Source organism: Veillonella absiana (assembly GCF_032970865.1).
In the GTDB taxonomy this organism is placed as follows: domain Bacteria; phylum Bacillota; class Negativicutes; order Veillonellales; family Veillonellaceae; genus Veillonella; species Veillonella absiana.
Genome location: NZ_JAWJZB010000011.1, coordinates 42189 through 60595, shown reverse-complemented (window position 1 = coordinate 60595; position 18407 = coordinate 42189). Strand labels below are relative to the sequence as shown.

The window sequence follows — 18407 nt, the reverse complement described above, 5'->3', positions numbered from 1 at the left end:
ATAGGGCTGTGAGAGCACTCGTCGGCTAACTACTATTGATTATTGTAAAGAAAGGCCCCTAGAATTCCCGTAATAACATTCGGCTATACCGTCATGAACAAGGGACTCTAGAGGGCCTTTCATAAAATTATACTTCTACATTAAGTACAATTATTTATTGTTTTTTGCAGCTTTCGCACGAGCAGAACGATCAAGGATTGTTTTACGCATACGAATATTATTAGGTGTTACTTCTACTAATTCATCATCGTTAATCCATTCCAAAGCTTGTTCCAAGCTGAAGATTTTAGGTGGAGTCAAACGAACAGCTTCGTCAGAGGAGCTGGAACGCATGTTAGTAACATGTTTTTTCTTACAAGGGTTAACGTCCATATCAAGTTCACGAGTATTTTCACCGATAACCATACCAGTGTAAACTGGTTCGTTTGGTCCAAGGAACAAGATACCACGGTCTTGAACAGAGTTCAAACCGTATGGTGTAGTTTCGCCATCTTCGAAGGCTACTAATGCACCACGTGTACGGCTAGGGATGTCACCTTTGAACGGTGCATAACCATGGAATACATGGTTCATGATACCATTACCTTTTGTAGCTGTAAGGAATTGGGAACGGAAACCGATTAAACCACGGGCAGGAATTACGAATTCCATACGCAAGTAACCAGCTAATTCAACCATGTTCACCAAGTCAGCTTTACGAGCGCCAAGGGCTTCCATTACAGTACCCATGAATTCTTGTGGAACGTCGATTGTTAATGCTTCCAATGGCTCGCACAATTGATCGTTAATACGTTTGAAGATTACACGAGGTTTACCTACCTGTAATTCGTAACCTTCACGACGCATTGTTTCAATCAATACAGCCAAATGTAATTCGCCGCGGCCAGATACTTTGAAAGCATCTGCAGAGTCAGTTTCTTCTACTTTCATAGAAACGTTAGTTTCTACTTCGCGGAACAAACGATCACGCAAGTGACGGGATGTAACGAATTCACCATCGCGACCAGCGAATGGAGAGTTATTTACGGAGAACACCATGGACAATGTTGGTTCGTCAATAGTGATGGATGGCAATGCTTCTGGATTTTCTGCATCAGCAATAGTATCCCCAATGTTGATATCGTCGATACCAACGAAAGCAATGATATCACCCATTTTAGCTTCATCAGTTTCTACACGGTTCAAACCATTGTAAGTGTAAACACGACCAATTCTTGCTTTGCGAGTAATTTCACCATTCATAACGGCTACTTGTTGGTTAGGTTTCATAGTACCACGAACGATACGACCTACTGCAATTTTACCTACGAAGTTGTCATAGTCAAGTGTAGTAACCATGAATTGAAGTGGGCCTTCAATATCGCCTTCTGGAGCAGGGATTTCATTGATCAATGTTTCAAACAATGGATCCATGTTAACGGCTTCGTCATCCCAATTTGTTTTAGCCACCCCAGAACGAGCGGATGCGTATACTACTGGGAAGTCTAATTGATCATCATCAGCTTCAAGTTCCATGAACAATTCAATAACTTCGTCTTCTACGTCTTTAACACGTTGGTCAGGACGGTCAATTTTGTTAATAACAACGATTGGTTTCAAACCTTGTTCCAAGGCTTTACGCAATACGTATTTTGTTTGAGGCATTGGGCCTTCATAAGCATCTACTAGCAATAATACGCCGTCAACCATGTTCAATACACGTTCAACTTCGCCACCAAAGTCAGCATGGCCCGGTGTATCAACGATGTTGATTTTGATGTCGTCATGCATAACAGCAGTGTTTTTGGAAAGAATGGTAATCCCTCTTTCACGTTCCAAATCATTGGAGTCCATAACGCGTTCTGCAACTTTTTCGTTTTCACGGAACACATGGCTTTGTTTTAATAGTGCGTCTACCAAAGTCGTTTTACCATGGTCAACGTGGGCGATAATCGCAACATTACGAAGATTTTCGCGAATCATAAGATCCTCCTATAATACTTACTGAGGTTTCATACTTATTTGGCCTCAAACTTTGAGAATATAGTCTCTGTGTACCTCGCAAGATGAAATACACAGTCATCTGTAAAATACAACAGTTGTAAAATACAACAGTTCATTATACCATGAAATAGAAAAACAAGCACGATATTCGGCTTGTTTTCTAATCATACTATATATCCTTTTACGTCAATTGACGCATACCACATCGAATTCATTTCAACTCTTCTACACCGCTGAAAGTGCCGTATCCGACACGAGCAAAAAAACGAGCCATACTTACTCGTCTTCACCAATCATGCGTACTTCTGGTTCCAGATGCACACCGTGTTCATCATATACACGACGTTGTACTTCTGCAATAAGGTTTAACACATCATTAGCTGAGGCATTACCTGTATTAATGACAAATCCTGCATGTTTTTCAGATATTTGCGCATCCCCCACAGACAAACCTTTTAATCCAGTTTGTTCAATAAGGGTTCCCGCAAAATACCCTGGTGGGCGTTTAAATGTAGACCCTGCACTGGCAAATTCCAGTGGTTGTTTTGATTCACGACGCTCTGTCAAATCATCCATACGTTCCTTAATGGCTGTTTTATCGCCAGCTTTCAGAGACATTAGAACCTCTCCAATAACCTCATGATTATCGTGGAATATACTATGGCGATAGGCAAAATCAAGTTGATCGGCGTCGTAATGTTTGATATTCCCTTGGAAATCAACGGCTTGTACCTCTGTTACGACATAACTCATTTCACCGTCGTAGGCACCGGCATTCATGAATACGGCTCCACCCAATGTTCCTGGGATACCAATGGCAAATTCAAGTCCTGTAAGGCCTTGTTCCCATGCAAACTCGGATACCTCTTTTAATGTAAATCCAGACCCTACACAAAGAACACCATCGTTGCAGTCCTTGATTTGAGTCATATGGCGCAAGGATACAACGGCACCACGGATGCCACCGTCTTTCACCAAAATATTGGAACCACAACCAATAACAGTAACGGGAATGCCACTATCGTGGATGGATTTTAACACAAAGCTCAATTCATGCATATTTACAGGTTCTACAAATATATCGGCAGGACCCCCAATTTTGAATGTCGTATGCTCGGCTAATCGTTCAGACTCGCGTACACGCGTTTCTGGTAGTTCCGTAAGCAATACAGATTTTAATGCGTCAATATTATTTTGCGCCATGATCGAGAACCTTCATTCCTTCAGTAATTGGTTCGCTAATAATTTTATAAATGTCATTGGACACTTGGCTCCAACGAACATGAGCTTGCAAATAATCTTGTGCCGCTTTGTTAGCTTGAATTTGAGGCATCAATTCTTCTTGTTTTTTCAATAATTCTGCTTCTTCTGGGGCGCCAGATAATTTAGCGTATTCCCATTGCATTTGTTGTGCCATAAATGTGCGCACTAAACCAGCTGCTACAGCATCACCTTCTACAGCAGTTTGTGCCGTCATTAACTCTTTATATTCTTCGCATTCGCGCATTGCTTTTGCTAAATCATGTGCTTTATCGTAATTCATAATTATCCTCCTCAGCCTTGTTTAATCCAAGGCCCTTCTACTTTTAAATCTGGGTAATCTAATTGCCTCATCGCTTCATACGCAATAATTGCCACGGAATTAGATAAATTCAATGACCGCGCTTCCTCAATCATAGGAATACGAATCGTCGTCTCTTCATGTTCTGCTAACAGTGATTCGGGCAACCCACGAGACTCTGGGCCAAACACAAGCATATCGCCAATTTGGTATTCCACATCAGAATGTCTATGCTTGGCCTTTGTGGTAGCAAAGAAAAATCTACGGTCTGGGTATTTATCAAATACCTCCTGAATATTTTCATGAACTTGAACGTCCACTAAATGCCAATAATCTAAACCAGCTCGTTTCACATGTTTATCATCAATGGAAAATCCCAGCGGTTTAATGAGATGCAAGGTCATATGGTTCGCTGCACATAAACGCGCAATATTCCCCGTATTACCTGGGATCTCAGATTCGTATAAAACAATTTCCATAATAATCCCTCTAATTCTAAAATCTCTATCTATTCTACCTAATTATGCGTATGTATTCAAGGCGTAATAGATTTTTTGAAAGCTTCGCCCATAGGTCTCTACCCAATGAGACTCTTCACCTATGTGTACTTCGTTATCGATTCAAATGGTATGCCCTCTAAACACATATTATGCTTCGCGCACAAAATGCCCACTTTTGCCACCTTCTTTTTCTACTAAATAGGTGGGCCCCATTATCATTCCTTTATCCATGGCCTTACACATATCGTAAATCGTGAGTAACCCTACTTGCACCGCCGTAAGGGCTTCCATTTCTACACCAGTCTTACCAATCGTTTTTGCAATAGCCCGAACTTTGATAGCTCGATTGTGACTCTCTGTAATAGTCGCGCCACAACTCGCTGTATGATCCGGCAGCACTACTTCACATTGAACCTCTACCTTTGTCAAGGCTAGGGGATGACATAAGGGAATCAATGTACTCGTCTGCTTTGCCCCCATAATGGATGCAATTTGAGCCACACTGAGCACATCGCCCTTCTTCATCGTTCCCGCTACAACGCGATCGTAAACGGCGTCAGTAACAGAAATAAATCCCTCCGCTATAGCTGTTCGTTCTGTAATATCTTTATGTCCTACATCTACCATCCAAGCATTGCCGGACTGGTCAAAATGTGTTAAATCCATTCCTATTTACCTTACTTTCATTAGAGAATATACAATACAACATAACTGCCCTACCCAATGATTGTACCTGGCATTCTATGTATCATCGCTCAATTATAGTTTTCATTTCACAACATAATTCTATTATAGTTAATCTCAATAACCAACTATAAAAAATCTATATATTATGTATTATAGCAAAAAGGTGTTTTTTTGTGTCGTATCGAATATAATAAGTACAGAATATTTCCCCAGCGGAGGTCCGCCTTTCGGTAAGCTTAATCTTGCCACTCCTCCCCATGGTATAAAAAAGAGAGGATGTATACTTATGAAAACTAAATTGACCTATTATGGCCATTCTTGCTTTATGTTAACACGTGGCGATGTGTCCATGATTTTTGATCCATTCCTAACTGGCAACACTTGGGAAAAAGCAAAACCAGAGGATATTAAATGCCAATATATTTTCGTCAGCCATGGCCATGCCGACCATTACGGTGATACTGATGCCATTGCCAAGGCCAATGATGCCCTTGTTATTTCTACCGCAGAGGTAGCCCACAAGGCCGAAGAGGCTGGTTGTCGTGCTCATGCCATGCATCTAGGCGGTAAATTCGACTTTGAATTTGGGTCTGTACGCATTGTACCTGCCTTCCATGGTGCAGGTGTTCCTGGCGGTCATGCTTGTGGTGTTATCGTTGACTTCTACGGTGATATTGTATACTTCGCTGGCGATACAGCGTTCTTTAGCGATATGAAGTTATTGAACCGCTTTGGCGATATTGATTATGCATTATTACCAATCGGTGATAACTATACCATGGGTGTTGAGGATGCTGCACTTGCTGCCTCCTATGTGAAAGCTCGTATTTCCATCCCTATCCACTATAAAACATGGCCAGTTATCGATCGTGAGCCCGGTGTATTTGCTAGTTTAGTAGAAGCAAAATATAACCAAACAGCCGTTATCGTTGAGCCTGGTAGTTCAATCGAATTAAATGTATAGAGTACATGTATAACCATGCATACAAAAGCTGAGTACCTTATGATACTCAGCTTTTTTGTATAATACACAGCTGTTACCAAGGGTCTTTCTATTATACAAAAACATTCTTTTGTGTTGTATTCAAACGCTAGGCTACTATAAATTCATAAAAACTTTACATTATTTATATCGAACTATATTGAATTCTATAGAATTGTATGATAGAATATACGTTATAATATGTATATTTATTCTTTTGTATTTATAATACTGCAACTTAAGGTGAATATCCAGTGTCACCACCAGTTGCCTGTAGGAGGTATGTGTATGTCTAGTAAAATATTAGCCGATATGCTGTATGCACTCGGCGTTCTGAGTATGTTTTTATTGTTAGGCACGTATATTCGTGCCAAAGTAGGTTTCTTGCAGGAAACCTTTATGCCAGCTTCTGTCATTGGTGGTTTTTTGATGCTTGTATTAGGTCCTATTATGCTCAATTGGTTACCATTCCCTGCAGATTGGATGAAATTATATTCACTCATTCCTGGCATCCTTATCGTACCAGTTGTAGCATCTGTGCCATTAGGTTTATCTATTAAATCTAGCGAAGGTGCCATCAAAAATGTATTACCATTAGCCCTTATCGGCATGGCTATTTCCATGTTCCAATTCACATTAGGCTTTGGCACACAAATTGCCTTTGCTGATATGTATGACTTCTACGCTACCTTCGGCTGGGAGTTGGGTCTTGGCTATGTGGGCGGTCACGGTACTGCTGGCCTATTGGGTAATATGTTACAATCTATGAACTTACCATATTGGGAAACAGCCCAAGGTGTTGCCGTTACTACAGCTACCTTTGGTATCGTAGGGGGTATCATCCTCGGTATGGTATTGATCAACTGGGCGGCTCGTAGTGGTCATACTGCCTTGTTAACAAAACCTAGCGACATTCCTGAAAGTTTCAAAGTCGGTTACATCAAAGATATTTCCAAACAGCCTTCTATGGGCCGTGAAACTACACTATCCGCATCTGTCGATTCCTATGCATTCCATACAGCCATCATCCTGGCAGTATGTGCCATTTCCTACTGGATTCTCGGACTTGCTAAAGGTGCTAAGATTCCTGTGCTTCAAGATATTTCTATTTGGGCTTACTGTATCGTGGTGATGTTCATCGTTTGGGGCGTCATGGGCAAACTCAAATTAGATTACCTCGTAGATAGCAAGGTAAAATCTAAAATTTCTGGCTCCCTTACTGAATTTGCCGTTATCGCTGCTATCGCAAGCTTACCAATTAAAGCAGTATTAACCTACCTAGTACCAATTCTTGTAATGTGCTTACTTGGTTATGTGTTAACTATCGGATTCTTATTCATTATGTGTCGTCTATTCCTCAAGGAATATTGGTTCGAGCAAATGATTGCTACTATGGGTATGTCCACTGGCGTATTCCTAACGGGCGTTCTATTGCTTCGTATCTGTGATCCAGATTTCAAAACACCAGTATTAGCAAATTACTCTTTGGCCTACACCATTGTCAGCGTGTCCTATTTCGCAGTGCTTAACATTTTCTTAAATGCACTCCTCACTGGTGGTGCCTGGTCTGGTGTATGGATTTCCCTAGGTTTAGGTGTTGTCGAAACAATTGCTGCTATTGTAATTAGTCGCGCATTATTCGGTAAAATCTCAAATTAAAAACAAAACTCGCATTGTATAGTGCTTATGAAAGCAACTTACAATGCGAGTTTTATTTTCTCTTTATGTTACGGCACATATTCCTGGTTCGCCATAGAGAATCCACTGCGGCTCGTCATGCGTACGAACTCATCAATATCTTGACGTTCATCGTCTTCCACAACGCCGAGACTCTTCACAATACCGTATGGTTCTTTTACAGACAAATCAGAATGACCACCGGACAATACCCAAAGGATTTTATAGCCCTTCGGTTTAGCACGGAGGTGGTTTTCACCCTTGCCATCGGTGAAGTACACAAGTAAATCTACCTTTTGTTCGTTCGCCAATTTGATGACAGGACTAAATTCTGTAGCCCCACGCACATCAGGTTGAGGCTGGATATCTTTCACATCGGCTACGCGATATTGACGGCGCACCGCATTATCACATTCCACAACGGTCACATGATGGCTATAGACATGGACGATTTGCAACACCTGTTCAAGGGCCTGGTGAAACTCAGCATCCGTGATACTGCCGCTCATATCGAGGGCCAACCATACATTCGCCTTATGCTGGCGAAGTGTGCCTGACAATTCCATACGTTCCGGTTGACGACGATTGCGACGCATCGTCGTTTTTTTGCGCCCACTAGCCACCTTGCCCATCAATTTTTTGAGGTAAAAATACCATGGCATGGACCGTCGCGTTTTCCGGAACGTGTCAATTAAACTCTGCAAATACCCTTCTGTATCACCCCTCTTGGACTGGTTAATGTACCGTTCTGTAAACTGATCCACCACCTCTGCATCGATAGGGTCAGATTCCTCCCAAATACTATGTTCATCAAAGGGATCAAATTCCATGGATACCGCATTGTCCGACTGCTCAATAGGAATGAACAATTCCGGTTTTTCCTTGATTACGACATCCAAGGCCTTCGCATAAAATTCGAGGGTCCTGAAACGCTTCAATTGCAATCCAAATCGTGCATTCACCCATGCCACACTCACCGCATCACGGTCAAGATACTCTAGATAATCATTCACAACCATGTCCATGGCTAAATGAATGGCTTGTTTGTGAAAGCGCCCATAGAGTTGGTTCGTCCGTGTCAAATGCGCAGAAATAACATGGAGAATTTCACGCTTAATACCATCTTTCATCACATCTGGTGGTGCATCCAACAACAAAAATGGATTGGCGTACAATACGTATTTTCCACCCTTGATATTCACGCCCCAAGGACTTGGCATATCATAGCGAATGCCATGATCCATTTGCAGGTAAAAGTACCCAAAGAACTGCTCTTCGTTTATCAATAAACCATTCACTCGATGCAGAATATCCCAAAATCGTTTTGTCATATCATCGGTCATTAACAATTCTGTATTAATGGTCGGTTTGATTACAATAACCTCTTGAGATTCCTCATGGTTCGCATTTATTTGCTCCGTTTGGATAGATAATTTTGTTTCAGCAACATCAGCCTCAGCCTTCATGGTCAATTGCTCATATCGCATGTTCAGCTCTGTCAGGAGTGTTTCCGCCATACGATGAATGCGTTCACGTTTAGCAAACCATCTATCTTCTGCTTCTACCGCTTGTTTCTGTTCCAACAGTAACACCATATCCACATCTGATTCCAGTTCATTAGGCTGCGTATCCCCCGACAATGAAGCCCTTGCATTCGCTAGGGCTTCACCTTCAAGACGCGTGTTTTCTAATGATTCTTTAGATGATGAATCTATTTGTAACAAGTTCGATTCATCGCGGATATTGTCTTTATCTAAATTACGATTACTACTCATGCTTCCTCCTTTCTTTGTTATTTAGGGTCAACCTGATACTAATGTTGCGCCTTGAAGAATGCATTTACAAAGTCATCATCCTCTAGTGCCAATTGATAGGATCTTGGACATGTATTGCGCAAGTCTTTCATCAATGCCACCATCAAATCCGTTGGATACAATTGTACATATTCTACAAAGGTATGCACGGAGTCAGGACTTGGATTATCCTCTAAGCGACGAAGAATATTTTTAGCGGATACGTAGAGACGTGTTGGACTTTCACCATTGATGCGTTCAGACAGAGACATAATGCCACCTGGTTTTTGAATAGCACTCATCATATCATCATACGTCAACAGTGGAGCCTGGTCGGATTCCACAAAGTTCACAAAGGCCTCCGCAATCAATGTACCCACGTTACCACGAATAACATTTGTAAACACCTCTCTGCTGAAAGTAGATTGCCCCATGGCATCCACGGATTCACGATAGATTTTGTATAGGCCAGACACACGTTCAAAGGAACGAGGTGTAGCATCGATATCGTCCTCATGACGTTGATTCAAATAATCTGGGTACGTGGAAATAAATTCCACAACCTTGCTTTCAATATCAGCAGATACCGCCCAATCAATCCATTGCATGTAATCAGCGTTCATGTAGAGCCACACAAAACGGTTTTGTTGCGCCGGATCCATATCGATAGTTTGGTAGTCGTAGGAATCCTCGGGATTCATGGCCGCAATGATATGTACATTATTTGCCAAGCTAAAACCATTAATCTCACGATTCAAAATCAAGTTCATCAATTCTTGTTGCACCGCATGCTCGGCACGGTTAATTTCATCGATGAACAATAGAACGGTACGCCCTGCCTCAACCGCATCAGCCACGCGTTTCAACGTATGATGAACAGCGTATACTGTCGTTTTAATAGGTATAACCAGCCCATTCTCGTCCTTATGCGTTACTGTTTCAACTGTAGGTAAACCGCCAATTTCGCCTTCCTTTAACAAGTTACCATCAATAGTCACGAGTACCCAATCATGTTGGTCGGCCACGCGAGCCGCCAAAGATGTTTTACCAATCCCCGTTTCACCCACTAGCAATGGCACTTGATTCGCAGCTAGCACGAGTTCCACGCTAGCCATTGTATCTGTAAAATTCATTATATCTCCTAATATTTCAAAAATTCATCAATCAAAATCTGTTTTGCCTGCCGGCTACCCTGCTGTTCAATGACCTGCAATAGATCAATCTGCCACGTTGCTTGTCGGCCACCAAACGTTTTATTAGTAAGTAGACCTCTTAAATATGACTCATCAATGTCATCTTGGCTGACAACGGAGATGATAGTTTGTTCCAAATCATCCTTTGTCACCCCTACTGAGCTTGAAACATAGCCTAATACATAACTATTAACGCTAAATAATTTTAGAGCTCGTTCCTTCGTCAAATTCGGTACCAATCGCATAGCCTGCGGATCTTGACGAACCGCCTCCGCCTCCACTGCATCTGTAGGGCCCTTGATATATCTGAGGGCTTGATAATTTTCGCGCACTGCCGCCAATTGTACAGCTTCCGTTGGCTCTGCAATGTACTGAATGGCATCGTAGTTCTTTTCCACCGCCTTGATTTGCACAGCTTCACTAGGCTCCTTGGCAAATTTAATGGCCCATCCCGACTGCTCAATGGCCAATGCTACCAACTCAGTCGATGGCTCCTCTATGTATTCGAGGACTGACCAATCCTTTTTCACCAACGCCGCTAGCAACTCAGCACTTGGATTCTCCACATATTGAACGGCCCGCGGTGACGCACTCAGTGCCGCCTCCACAACCGTCTCCGTAGGATTCTTAATGTAATTTAATAACATACCGTTCTGCTCCACCGCAGCCAACATCATGGCCTCCGTAGGGTTCGGTATGTTTCGTATGCCGTGAGGATTATTCCGCAAGGCCTGTATATATTTTTCTTCGTTCATACTACGCCTCTATTATGTATATCATATTATTATAGATTTCTATGGTGAAATCTTCCTTGTATTTGTGAAAGCTCACAATCTATTACGAATTTTATCGATATAACTAGTATATCACAAATTTATGGTTATAACAGATGATAGACAATATTTTGATACAATTTCTCATAACCTCCAAAATTTATCGCAAGGCTACTCAAACTTCTAAGAACAAACGCCTGTTCCCATGCAATGCTACGCCCAGCGCAGCGAGCCAGGAAATCGCAGTTGCGACTCGCTCATCAACCACAGCAGAATCAATTCGAGCATCACAAGCCTAGAGTACAGCAGTGGCTACTCGTGCAACCACATCTTCACCTCAACCGTAAGAGGAAGATGTGGATACATTCTCGCAGTGACATTCGACGTAGTCGTCAGGAACGAGAGAATATATCCACATCGCCCCTTACAACACTCTGCTTCTTCGCCTAGTTTAATTGACCGTATTCCTCTAACGCCGAACCGCTAAATTAATCCTCTTTCTCCCCCCAAGGCTCTGTGCCGTGGCCTGAGTTAAAAATAGAGTATATTAGATTAAAGTACCACCAAAACCTAATTACACCTTCACAACTACGGCAAGACTTATTTTAATTGGTCGTACTACCTTCACATCTCTGTTCATAACAATACCCCCATATATACTTGCAGCGACTTTACGCGTAAGCGTTCGGAGCCAAAGTATATATGGGGGTGTTGTTATACTAGTTCATCGATATCATGGATGCGACCAATTAAAATAAGTCGATCAGCCTCAGTGAGAGGTCTATTAGGTTTCGGTGGCACTTCTATGTCATTACCTGTTTTAACCGCCACGACACTGAGCTGATATGTTTCGCGTAGCCCTGATTCAATCAGCGTTTTCCCAACCAAAAATTCTGGCGTTTCAATTTCCACTAATCCAATATCATTGGATAACTGCAAGTAATCCAGTACATAATCACGTGTCAACGACTGTGCTAATCGCATCGCCATATCTCGTTCTGGATACAGCACCATATCGACACCAATCTTTTTGAGCATCTTGCCCTGTAGTTCACTTTCAGCTTTGGAGACAACATAAGGCACATTTAGTTCTTTCAGCATCATAGAGGTCATCAAATTCGCCTGAGTATTATCGCCAATAGCCACAATAACGATGTCATATTGCCCTAATCCCAAGGATTGTAAAACAAGCTCATCTGTAGCATCAGCCACCACCGCATGCGTTAGAAATGTTGTGGCCCGCTGCACAATATCTGCATCAATATCTACCCCTAACACCTCTTGATCTAACTCTATTAAACTCTTCGCCACAGTTGAGCCAAATTGGCCCAAACCAATGATCATAATCGATTGTCGTTTCATAGTAATATATTCCCTTCTGGATAACTGATTGGTTTAGGGGCACTCGTTTTTAATGCCCATGTCCCTACCATCGTCATAACGCCTACACGGCCTGTAAACATAACGAGCATGAGAACCCATTTGCTACTTTCACTAAGGTCGGGGGTAATCCCTGTGGAAAGCCCCACTGTACCGAATGCAGATGTGACCTCAAACAATAGATTGATAAACGGAATATTTTCATCCCAAGCCAAATAACATGTGGCCAAGAAAATCAATGTAAGGGACAGTAGAATAATGCCATGCGCCTTGAATACGGTCACCGTAGAAACGCGCCGTTCCATAACCTCTACATCAGGGCGATTATTAAACAAAGTCCGCACTGCCAAGAACGCCACCACAATAGTTGTAATCTTTACGCCCCCAGCCGTAGAGTTGGCACCGCCACCAATAAACATTAAAATAATTGTTAAAAATAACGTAATAGGATGCAACTGTCCGTAATCCACCGTTGCAATGCCCGCTGTTCTTGGTGTAATAGCTTGGAATAAAGCCGCCCCAATTTTATCGACTGCTGTCAGTGGGCCTAGGGTATTCGGATTATTCCATTCAATAGCAGCGATTAATATAGTCCCCAAAGCAATGAGACTAATCGTGCCTACTAGCATAATCTTTGTATTCAATCGCAACTCATCAAAACGCCGTTTCGAGCGATTTCTCCAAATATCAAAGGTTGCCAAATAGCCAAAACTACCGATCACAATGAGCCCTTCTGTATTCACATTGAACAACCAGTCCGATACCATCACATAAGGCAAGTTATTGTCAAAGAACACGAATCCGGCATTACAAAATGTCGATATAGCCTGCATTGGCCCAATATACCAAGCACTATCGCCAATATAGGGATAGAGCTGCACAATATACACCAATGCCCCAACGAATTCCACCGCAAATGTAAATGCACAAATGCTCTTCAGCACCCCGATAATACCGCTTTGCTGATCATTGCCCATATCCTCTTGTAAGAGCAACCGATTCCGCAATCCAATCTTGCGCCCCATCAACAAGGTCACGAGGGTTGTGAAAGTCACAATTCCCAATCCACCCAACTGTATCAATATGGTCATCACTACTTTGCCAAACAAAGACCAATGATGATATGTATCTACCGTTGCGAGCCCTGTCACCGATACACAAGACACCGCCGTAAACGCCGCATCCACTAAGTTGGTGCCTCGCCCATCCACAGTTGCAATCGGCAACATCAACAAGGCTGTGCCCACTGACATCACACCTAAAAAACTCAACGCCATCAACCGATACGGATTCTTCCCCGCCGGCTGATATGACTCATTAAAATAACCCATCAATTTATTAATCATATACGCTCCTAACGTACGATATAACTTTGGTTCCAACCATACACATATATTTCATATGTCTAAGCATACTACATTTTTGGTAAAAGTAAACAAAAATCCCAAGTTCATCGATACTATTTTCAGTATCAATGCACTCAGGACTTTGTCATCTCGGACTAACCACAAGATTCAACAAGCAGTTCCAAGTCTCGTTCCCAGACCTCCATAGTTTGACCAGGCAAACCAAAGATCAAGTCGATAACGAGAGAACATTGAGCGTAAGCTTTCACATCGGCTAGACGTTGCAATACGGTTTTTTGTGTATCAAGGCGCCCTACCATTTGGCGAACATTCGTATTAAAGGATTGCACGCCAATGGACATACGGTTCACCCCGTGATTCATCCACACCTCAAGATTCTCTAGCACCAAATCATGTATCGCGTTTACCAGTACTCTTGGCATCGAATGTATAGAATGCTTCTAGCAATAAATCCTTTTTAGGTACATACCCTGAACCAAATGTAAAGCTACGGATACCATCAAGGTATCGATCAGGCACAGCGCCTGTACCATTGCCACCAAAGAATGAACCATGTTGGAAGTATTTGTAATCCACAAATGCATTCCAAGAACCTGGTACATCCACATCCGATTTACCAATATCCAAACGAGCTGTCCAGAAGTGAGGTGTACCACCATCCTCATATATTGACCAATCTCTTTAACTACATCAACCTGTTGCTTTTTAAAGGATGCTCTCGGAGAATCCACCTCCGTAAACATAACACTGAGGAGTAAAAATATTTCTAATACTTTCACTCGGTAAAAGTTCAATTGAATTCGCTCTGGCACCTCATATAAACTAGAGAATATTTATTTCAACGAATCCGTTTCCTCTATGAGCATGCCAAAATCGGAACTTTCACAAAACCGGTTTGCAATATCTGTTAGATGAATCTGTGAATCCGGTGCCAGTAGATCCATAACCGGCTGCGCCTTATCTACATTGACAATGAGATTGACACCTCTAAATTGTTTCGTCGGGAAAAAACTATCGTGCTGGTAATTATCATGAATGCGCCAGCCCACAGACATATCACCAGGGCCCATGTACAAATATTCACCTGAATCAAATTTACACTCAATCCGACCGTCCTCATAGTGGTTAATAGCAAATACGCCTGCATTCGGCTTAGAATGAAATTGTAGAAACTCCTGTTTAACCTCTAAAAATAGTAACTCAATACCATCGTAGACTTCATAGCGTTTCATCGATATAGTATCCATATTCATCATTGCAGGCATACCTTTTGGCATGTCCATAGGCATGTCCATAGGCAACTCCATCGGCATTTTGCCAGGATGTTTAGATCTCATAGCATCCACTCCATCATTAACAACTCTTATCAATTCATACTATCGTTATTGAAAGTAATTATCAAATACCCAAATGAAATAAGCCTATCAATTGAATTGTATAATCTTCTGCATATAGAAAAAACAGGCTCTCTAGACAAGAGAACCTGTATCAAAATTTTAAATCTATACAGAGCTTTTAGGCTCATCAGACGGTTTTGTTTTCACCACAAAGGTCAATGCAATGATATGCGCAATCCACACGATGCCCATAATAACCCGAGCCACGACCATATGGGACATAAAATATGCGCCTGTCCCCATAATTACAGTTACCCCGGCCATAATCGTCAACTTGTGGCGCAGCGTTAAGGCTTTTTCACGATTGAAAGGCTCTAAATATAAGCGATTAAATTTAGACTCCATAAACATACGATGAAATCGTTCTGATCCACGAGCCAATGCGAATACAGTGAGCATATAAAATGGCACTGTCGGCAACAATGGCAAAACGATACCGGCTGTACCAAGAACAAAGCTAATGGCCCCAATGGTAATCCAAAAGTAACGAATGATACCGTCTTTCTGTCGTACCCGATTATCTATTTGTTGTCCCTTTTGTTGATTCATACTAGTATCCTACACACAAAATTCAATTGAAAAATACAATCACATTACTATGCATTTTACTATGTTAGAACTCGGCCATCAAATAAAAATTATATATTCGCTAGTTGCTTGGCCTCATCTAATGTAGGCAATCCACTGCGACCGCCCAGTTGACGAGTATTCAACGCACCCACTGCTGATGCTAATTTGGCACATGCTTCTAATACCTCATTAGGTGTATATTGCAGATCTAATATGCCTTGTTCGTCAATCGTGCCCCATTGCGTAAGTCCATACAAAAATGCACCATGAAAGCTATCGCCACAGCCGGTTGTATCTACAATGGTGTCCTGTGAATACGCTGCACAACGATATTCTGTGCCATCAGGCCATACAAAATAACTGCCATTGGCCCCATCTGTGACACCTGCTATAAGGGCTCCTTTTTCATGTATGCTATAGCAAGCCTTCATCAAATCAGTTTCACCAGTATATTTTTCACCAAAATCACGAGCTACAATACAAATATCAATATGAGCCATAATCTCATCTAGACTCGATTCATAGCGATTGGCTCCGCCATCAAAGGATACCAATGTATGGGCCTTTTTCGCACTCTTGATAGCTGGCAATAACGCTTGCCGATGGCGACCATTGATGTGAAGGATTTTTGAATCTGTGATTAAATCTCTTACTAAATCTGACTCGCCATACTCTGGTGCCGTGCTGCGCTCAAAAAATATAGCTCGTTTACCAGATTCAGCCTCCACCAATATAGTGGCACAACCAGAAATAGTTCCTCCTACAACCTCTACGCCATCGGTATGTACATTATAGATTTTAAAATCCTCAAGGATAGTCCGTCCAGTCATGTCATCACCAATTCGATCTAGCATGACTACATTAGCCCCAAATTTTCCGGCCACGGCAAGGGCTGTCGACACAGGTCCGCCCCCATCATTAGCGGATTCTACTACCTCTTGTACTTCACGACCCGTAGGGAATTTACGAACTTTAATAAGGTGAAAGTTAATCATTAGCAATTATCACGTATAAACGGATTACTAGAATTCAAGCTAATACTTACCTTGCACTATTCATACAACGTGTCACTTAAATAATATTGTTAACGTACTCTAATACGTCATCAATACTTTCAAAATGAGCCGCTGCATCCAAGAAATCATCATCATCAATGATGGTGGTAATATCCGTTAATAATTGAATGTGCTCATCCTTATTCGGCGCGCATAAAAATACCGCTACCTTCACAGGGTCATTCGCTGGACTGCCAAAATTAACTGGTTTATCTAATGTCACCAATGCAGTACCCACACGTTTAGCCCCCGCCTCTGGTCGTGCGTGTGGCATGGCTACGCCTGGGGCCAACACGATGTATGGGCCCATTTCATGAACGGAATTCACCATAGCATCAACATAGCTAGGCTCAACAAGCCCTGCATCTACCATTAACTGTCCTCCATGACGAATGACATCCTCCCACGTTTCCGCAGGATAATGAAAGGACACATTATCTTCGGCCAATAATTCTTGAATCAAACTAAACACCTCCTTGGGTTATATACGTGATAGGTATATTATACACTGAAAGTATCTAAAATTGTGGTAAATCTTACACAAACAAGTCTTCTTCTTCCTCAAGCAAATAATCCTTTGCCATCCACCGTTTTGTGGCAGTAAATGTTATGGTCAACCATTTTTCAGATGCAGGTCCTCCGATAGCATCGTCGATTTCATTGCGAATTCTGTCAAAGCTTTCAATAGATTGTTCTGGATAATCCGTAGGAATGAGAATATCAATTTCGATAATTTTTACATTACCGTAGGCCTGCACGCTACTAACATAGTCCTCGAATTTATATCGTTTCATAAAGTCCCCCATAACAATTTGGATTCTATTATGATAAAGTTTTGGGGCTACCCCAAGAATTTGTTTCAATGATGGAATCAAGATTTTCAACGATGTTGGCAACATTTGAATAGACAACACAATTAATACCACTGGATCTATATACCGAGCATAAGGTGCCCAATCCGTAAAGGACAATCCCCAAGCTAATAGGAAACTCACTAAAATTGCTGCTTCAAGCATTACATCGACAGACCAACTCATATTATCAAACTTAACCAAATTAGATTTCAGTTTCTTATTAATTCGTCTAACGTAGATGATGTAAAATGTATCAGCTAATGTAAAGAACAATGCATACCCAATAGCTAATCCGACGTTAATAATACGCCCGCCCGCCAGCAAATCCGTAATACCCGATGACAATGCATAAATAACAATGAGTAATGTAAAGCTGCCTTCTAAGACGAGAACTAGTGGCTCAAATTGGAAATACCCAAACTGGAATCGTTTACTCGTTTCGTGGGCAATCAGTTTGGAGGTGCCGATCATCATCATTTTTATAATCACACCGATGAATGCAGTCATCCCATCCAGCAAAATCGCGCTAGATCCGGTGATAATCCCCATTATAGTACCACTTATGGCCAAGAGTCCCATCAGTCCAGCCGATTGCATTAATAATCGCTGTTCCAAGCCCTTCTTATCTAGCATAT

The 18407-nt window shown here is 41.8% G+C and carries 18 protein-coding genes and 1 pseudogene; 2 read left to right on the top strand and 17 right to left on the bottom strand.

Translation table 11 applies throughout. The annotated features are described in order from the left end of the window. Positions 1-150 precede the first annotated feature (150 nt). From typA to moaC, 5 genes are all read right to left on the bottom strand, one after another. Positions 151-1962 carry a translational GTPase TypA gene (typA, locus tag RVY80_RS09495; RefSeq protein ID WP_295189288.1) on the bottom strand — a complete coding sequence of 604 codons (1812 nt, stop codon included), beginning with the start codon at positions 1960-1962 and terminating at the stop codon, positions 151-153. Between the two features lie 297 nt (positions 1963-2259). Beyond that, positions 2260-3186 (bottom strand): UDP-N-acetylmuramate dehydrogenase, encoded by a 927-nt coding sequence (murB, locus tag RVY80_RS09490; protein WP_317330420.1) that lies wholly within the window; start codon positions 3184-3186, stop codon positions 2260-2262. Next, positions 3173-3526, bottom strand: coding sequence for a YlbF/YmcA family competence regulator (locus RVY80_RS09485; RefSeq protein ID WP_295189294.1), 354 nt, complete (start codon positions 3524-3526; stop codon positions 3173-3175). The genes murB and RVY80_RS09485 overlap by 14 nt, the downstream gene beginning before the upstream one ends. A gap of 11 nt (positions 3527-3537) precedes the next feature. Beyond that, a complete protein-coding gene (gene trmL / locus RVY80_RS09480; RefSeq protein WP_317330417.1) occupies positions 3538-4023 on the bottom strand; it encodes a tRNA (uridine(34)/cytosine(34)/5-carboxymethylaminomethyluridine(34)-2'-O)-methyltransferase TrmL in 486 nt (161 codons plus the stop codon). A gap of 168 nt (positions 4024-4191) precedes the next feature. Continuing rightward, entirely contained in the window at positions 4192-4710 is a 519-nt protein-coding gene (moaC, locus tag RVY80_RS09475; RefSeq protein ID WP_295189300.1) for a cyclic pyranopterin monophosphate synthase MoaC, read from the bottom strand. A 307-nt stretch (positions 4711-5017) separates the two neighbouring features. Here moaC and RVY80_RS09470 point away from each other — a divergent pair, with 307 nt between their 5' ends. Next, positions 5018-5695, top strand: a complete 678-nt coding sequence (locus tag RVY80_RS09470) for a metal-dependent hydrolase (protein ID WP_295189303.1) — start codon at positions 5018-5020, stop codon at positions 5693-5695. 306 nt (positions 5696-6001) lie between these two features. Further along, the gene (locus RVY80_RS09465; RefSeq protein ID WP_317330413.1) at positions 6002-7372 is read left to right on the top strand and encodes a sodium/glutamate symporter; all 1371 of its coding nucleotides are present in this window, start codon (positions 6002-6004) and stop codon (positions 7370-7372) included. A gap of 68 nt (positions 7373-7440) precedes the next feature. On the opposite strand, the gene RVY80_RS09460 is transcribed toward RVY80_RS09465, so the two are convergent. From RVY80_RS09460 to RVY80_RS09405, 12 genes and pseudogenes are all read right to left on the bottom strand, one after another. Next, positions 7441-9165, bottom strand: coding sequence for a vWA domain-containing protein (locus RVY80_RS09460; RefSeq protein ID WP_317330411.1), 1725 nt, complete (start codon positions 9163-9165; stop codon positions 7441-7443). Between the two features lie 38 nt (positions 9166-9203). Next, positions 9204-10316 (bottom strand): AAA family ATPase, encoded by a 1113-nt coding sequence (locus RVY80_RS09455; RefSeq protein ID WP_295189312.1) that lies wholly within the window; start codon positions 10314-10316, stop codon positions 9204-9206. A gap of 8 nt (positions 10317-10324) precedes the next feature. Further along, positions 10325-11131 (bottom strand): hypothetical protein, encoded by an 807-nt coding sequence (locus RVY80_RS09450; protein WP_317330410.1) that lies wholly within the window; start codon positions 11129-11131, stop codon positions 10325-10327. Positions 11132-11863: 732 nt separating this feature from the next. Then, positions 11864-12511, bottom strand: a complete 648-nt coding sequence (locus RVY80_RS09445) for a potassium channel family protein (RefSeq protein ID WP_317330409.1) — start codon at positions 12509-12511, stop codon at positions 11864-11866. After that, positions 12508-13875, bottom strand: coding sequence for a TrkH family potassium uptake protein (locus tag RVY80_RS09440; protein WP_317330407.1), 1368 nt, complete (start codon positions 13873-13875; stop codon positions 12508-12510). Before RVY80_RS09440 ends, RVY80_RS09445 begins: the two co-directional genes overlap by 4 nt. A 155-nt stretch (positions 13876-14030) precedes the next feature. Continuing rightward, the gene (locus RVY80_RS09435) at positions 14031-14258 is read right to left on the bottom strand and encodes a radical SAM protein (protein ID WP_411040809.1); all 228 of its coding nucleotides are present in this window, start codon (positions 14256-14258) and stop codon (positions 14031-14033) included. A 31-nt stretch (positions 14259-14289) separates the two neighbouring features. Next, positions 14290-14562: pseudogene (locus RVY80_RS09430) on the bottom strand (hypothetical protein); the annotation flags it as partial. A gap of 167 nt (positions 14563-14729) precedes the next feature. Next, positions 14730-15233, bottom strand: coding sequence for a hypothetical protein (locus RVY80_RS09425; protein ID WP_317330405.1), 504 nt, complete (start codon positions 15231-15233; stop codon positions 14730-14732). Between the two features lie 165 nt (positions 15234-15398). Continuing rightward, positions 15399-15842 (bottom strand): YbaN family protein, encoded by a 444-nt coding sequence (locus RVY80_RS09420; protein WP_317330404.1) that lies wholly within the window; start codon positions 15840-15842, stop codon positions 15399-15401. Positions 15843-15931: 89 nt separating this feature from the next. After that, complete coding sequence (locus tag RVY80_RS09415) at positions 15932-16858, bottom strand: carbohydrate kinase family protein (protein ID WP_317330402.1); 927 nt, start codon at positions 16856-16858, stop codon at positions 15932-15934. 76 nt (positions 16859-16934) lie between these two features. Next, positions 16935-17381, bottom strand: a complete 447-nt coding sequence (locus tag RVY80_RS09410) for a PTS sugar transporter subunit IIA (protein WP_317330400.1) — start codon at positions 17379-17381, stop codon at positions 16935-16937. Between the two features lie 73 nt (positions 17382-17454). Next, positions 17455-18405, bottom strand: coding sequence for a cation diffusion facilitator family transporter (locus tag RVY80_RS09405; protein ID WP_317330399.1), 951 nt, complete (start codon positions 18403-18405; stop codon positions 17455-17457). Positions 18406-18407: the final 2 nt, after the last annotated feature.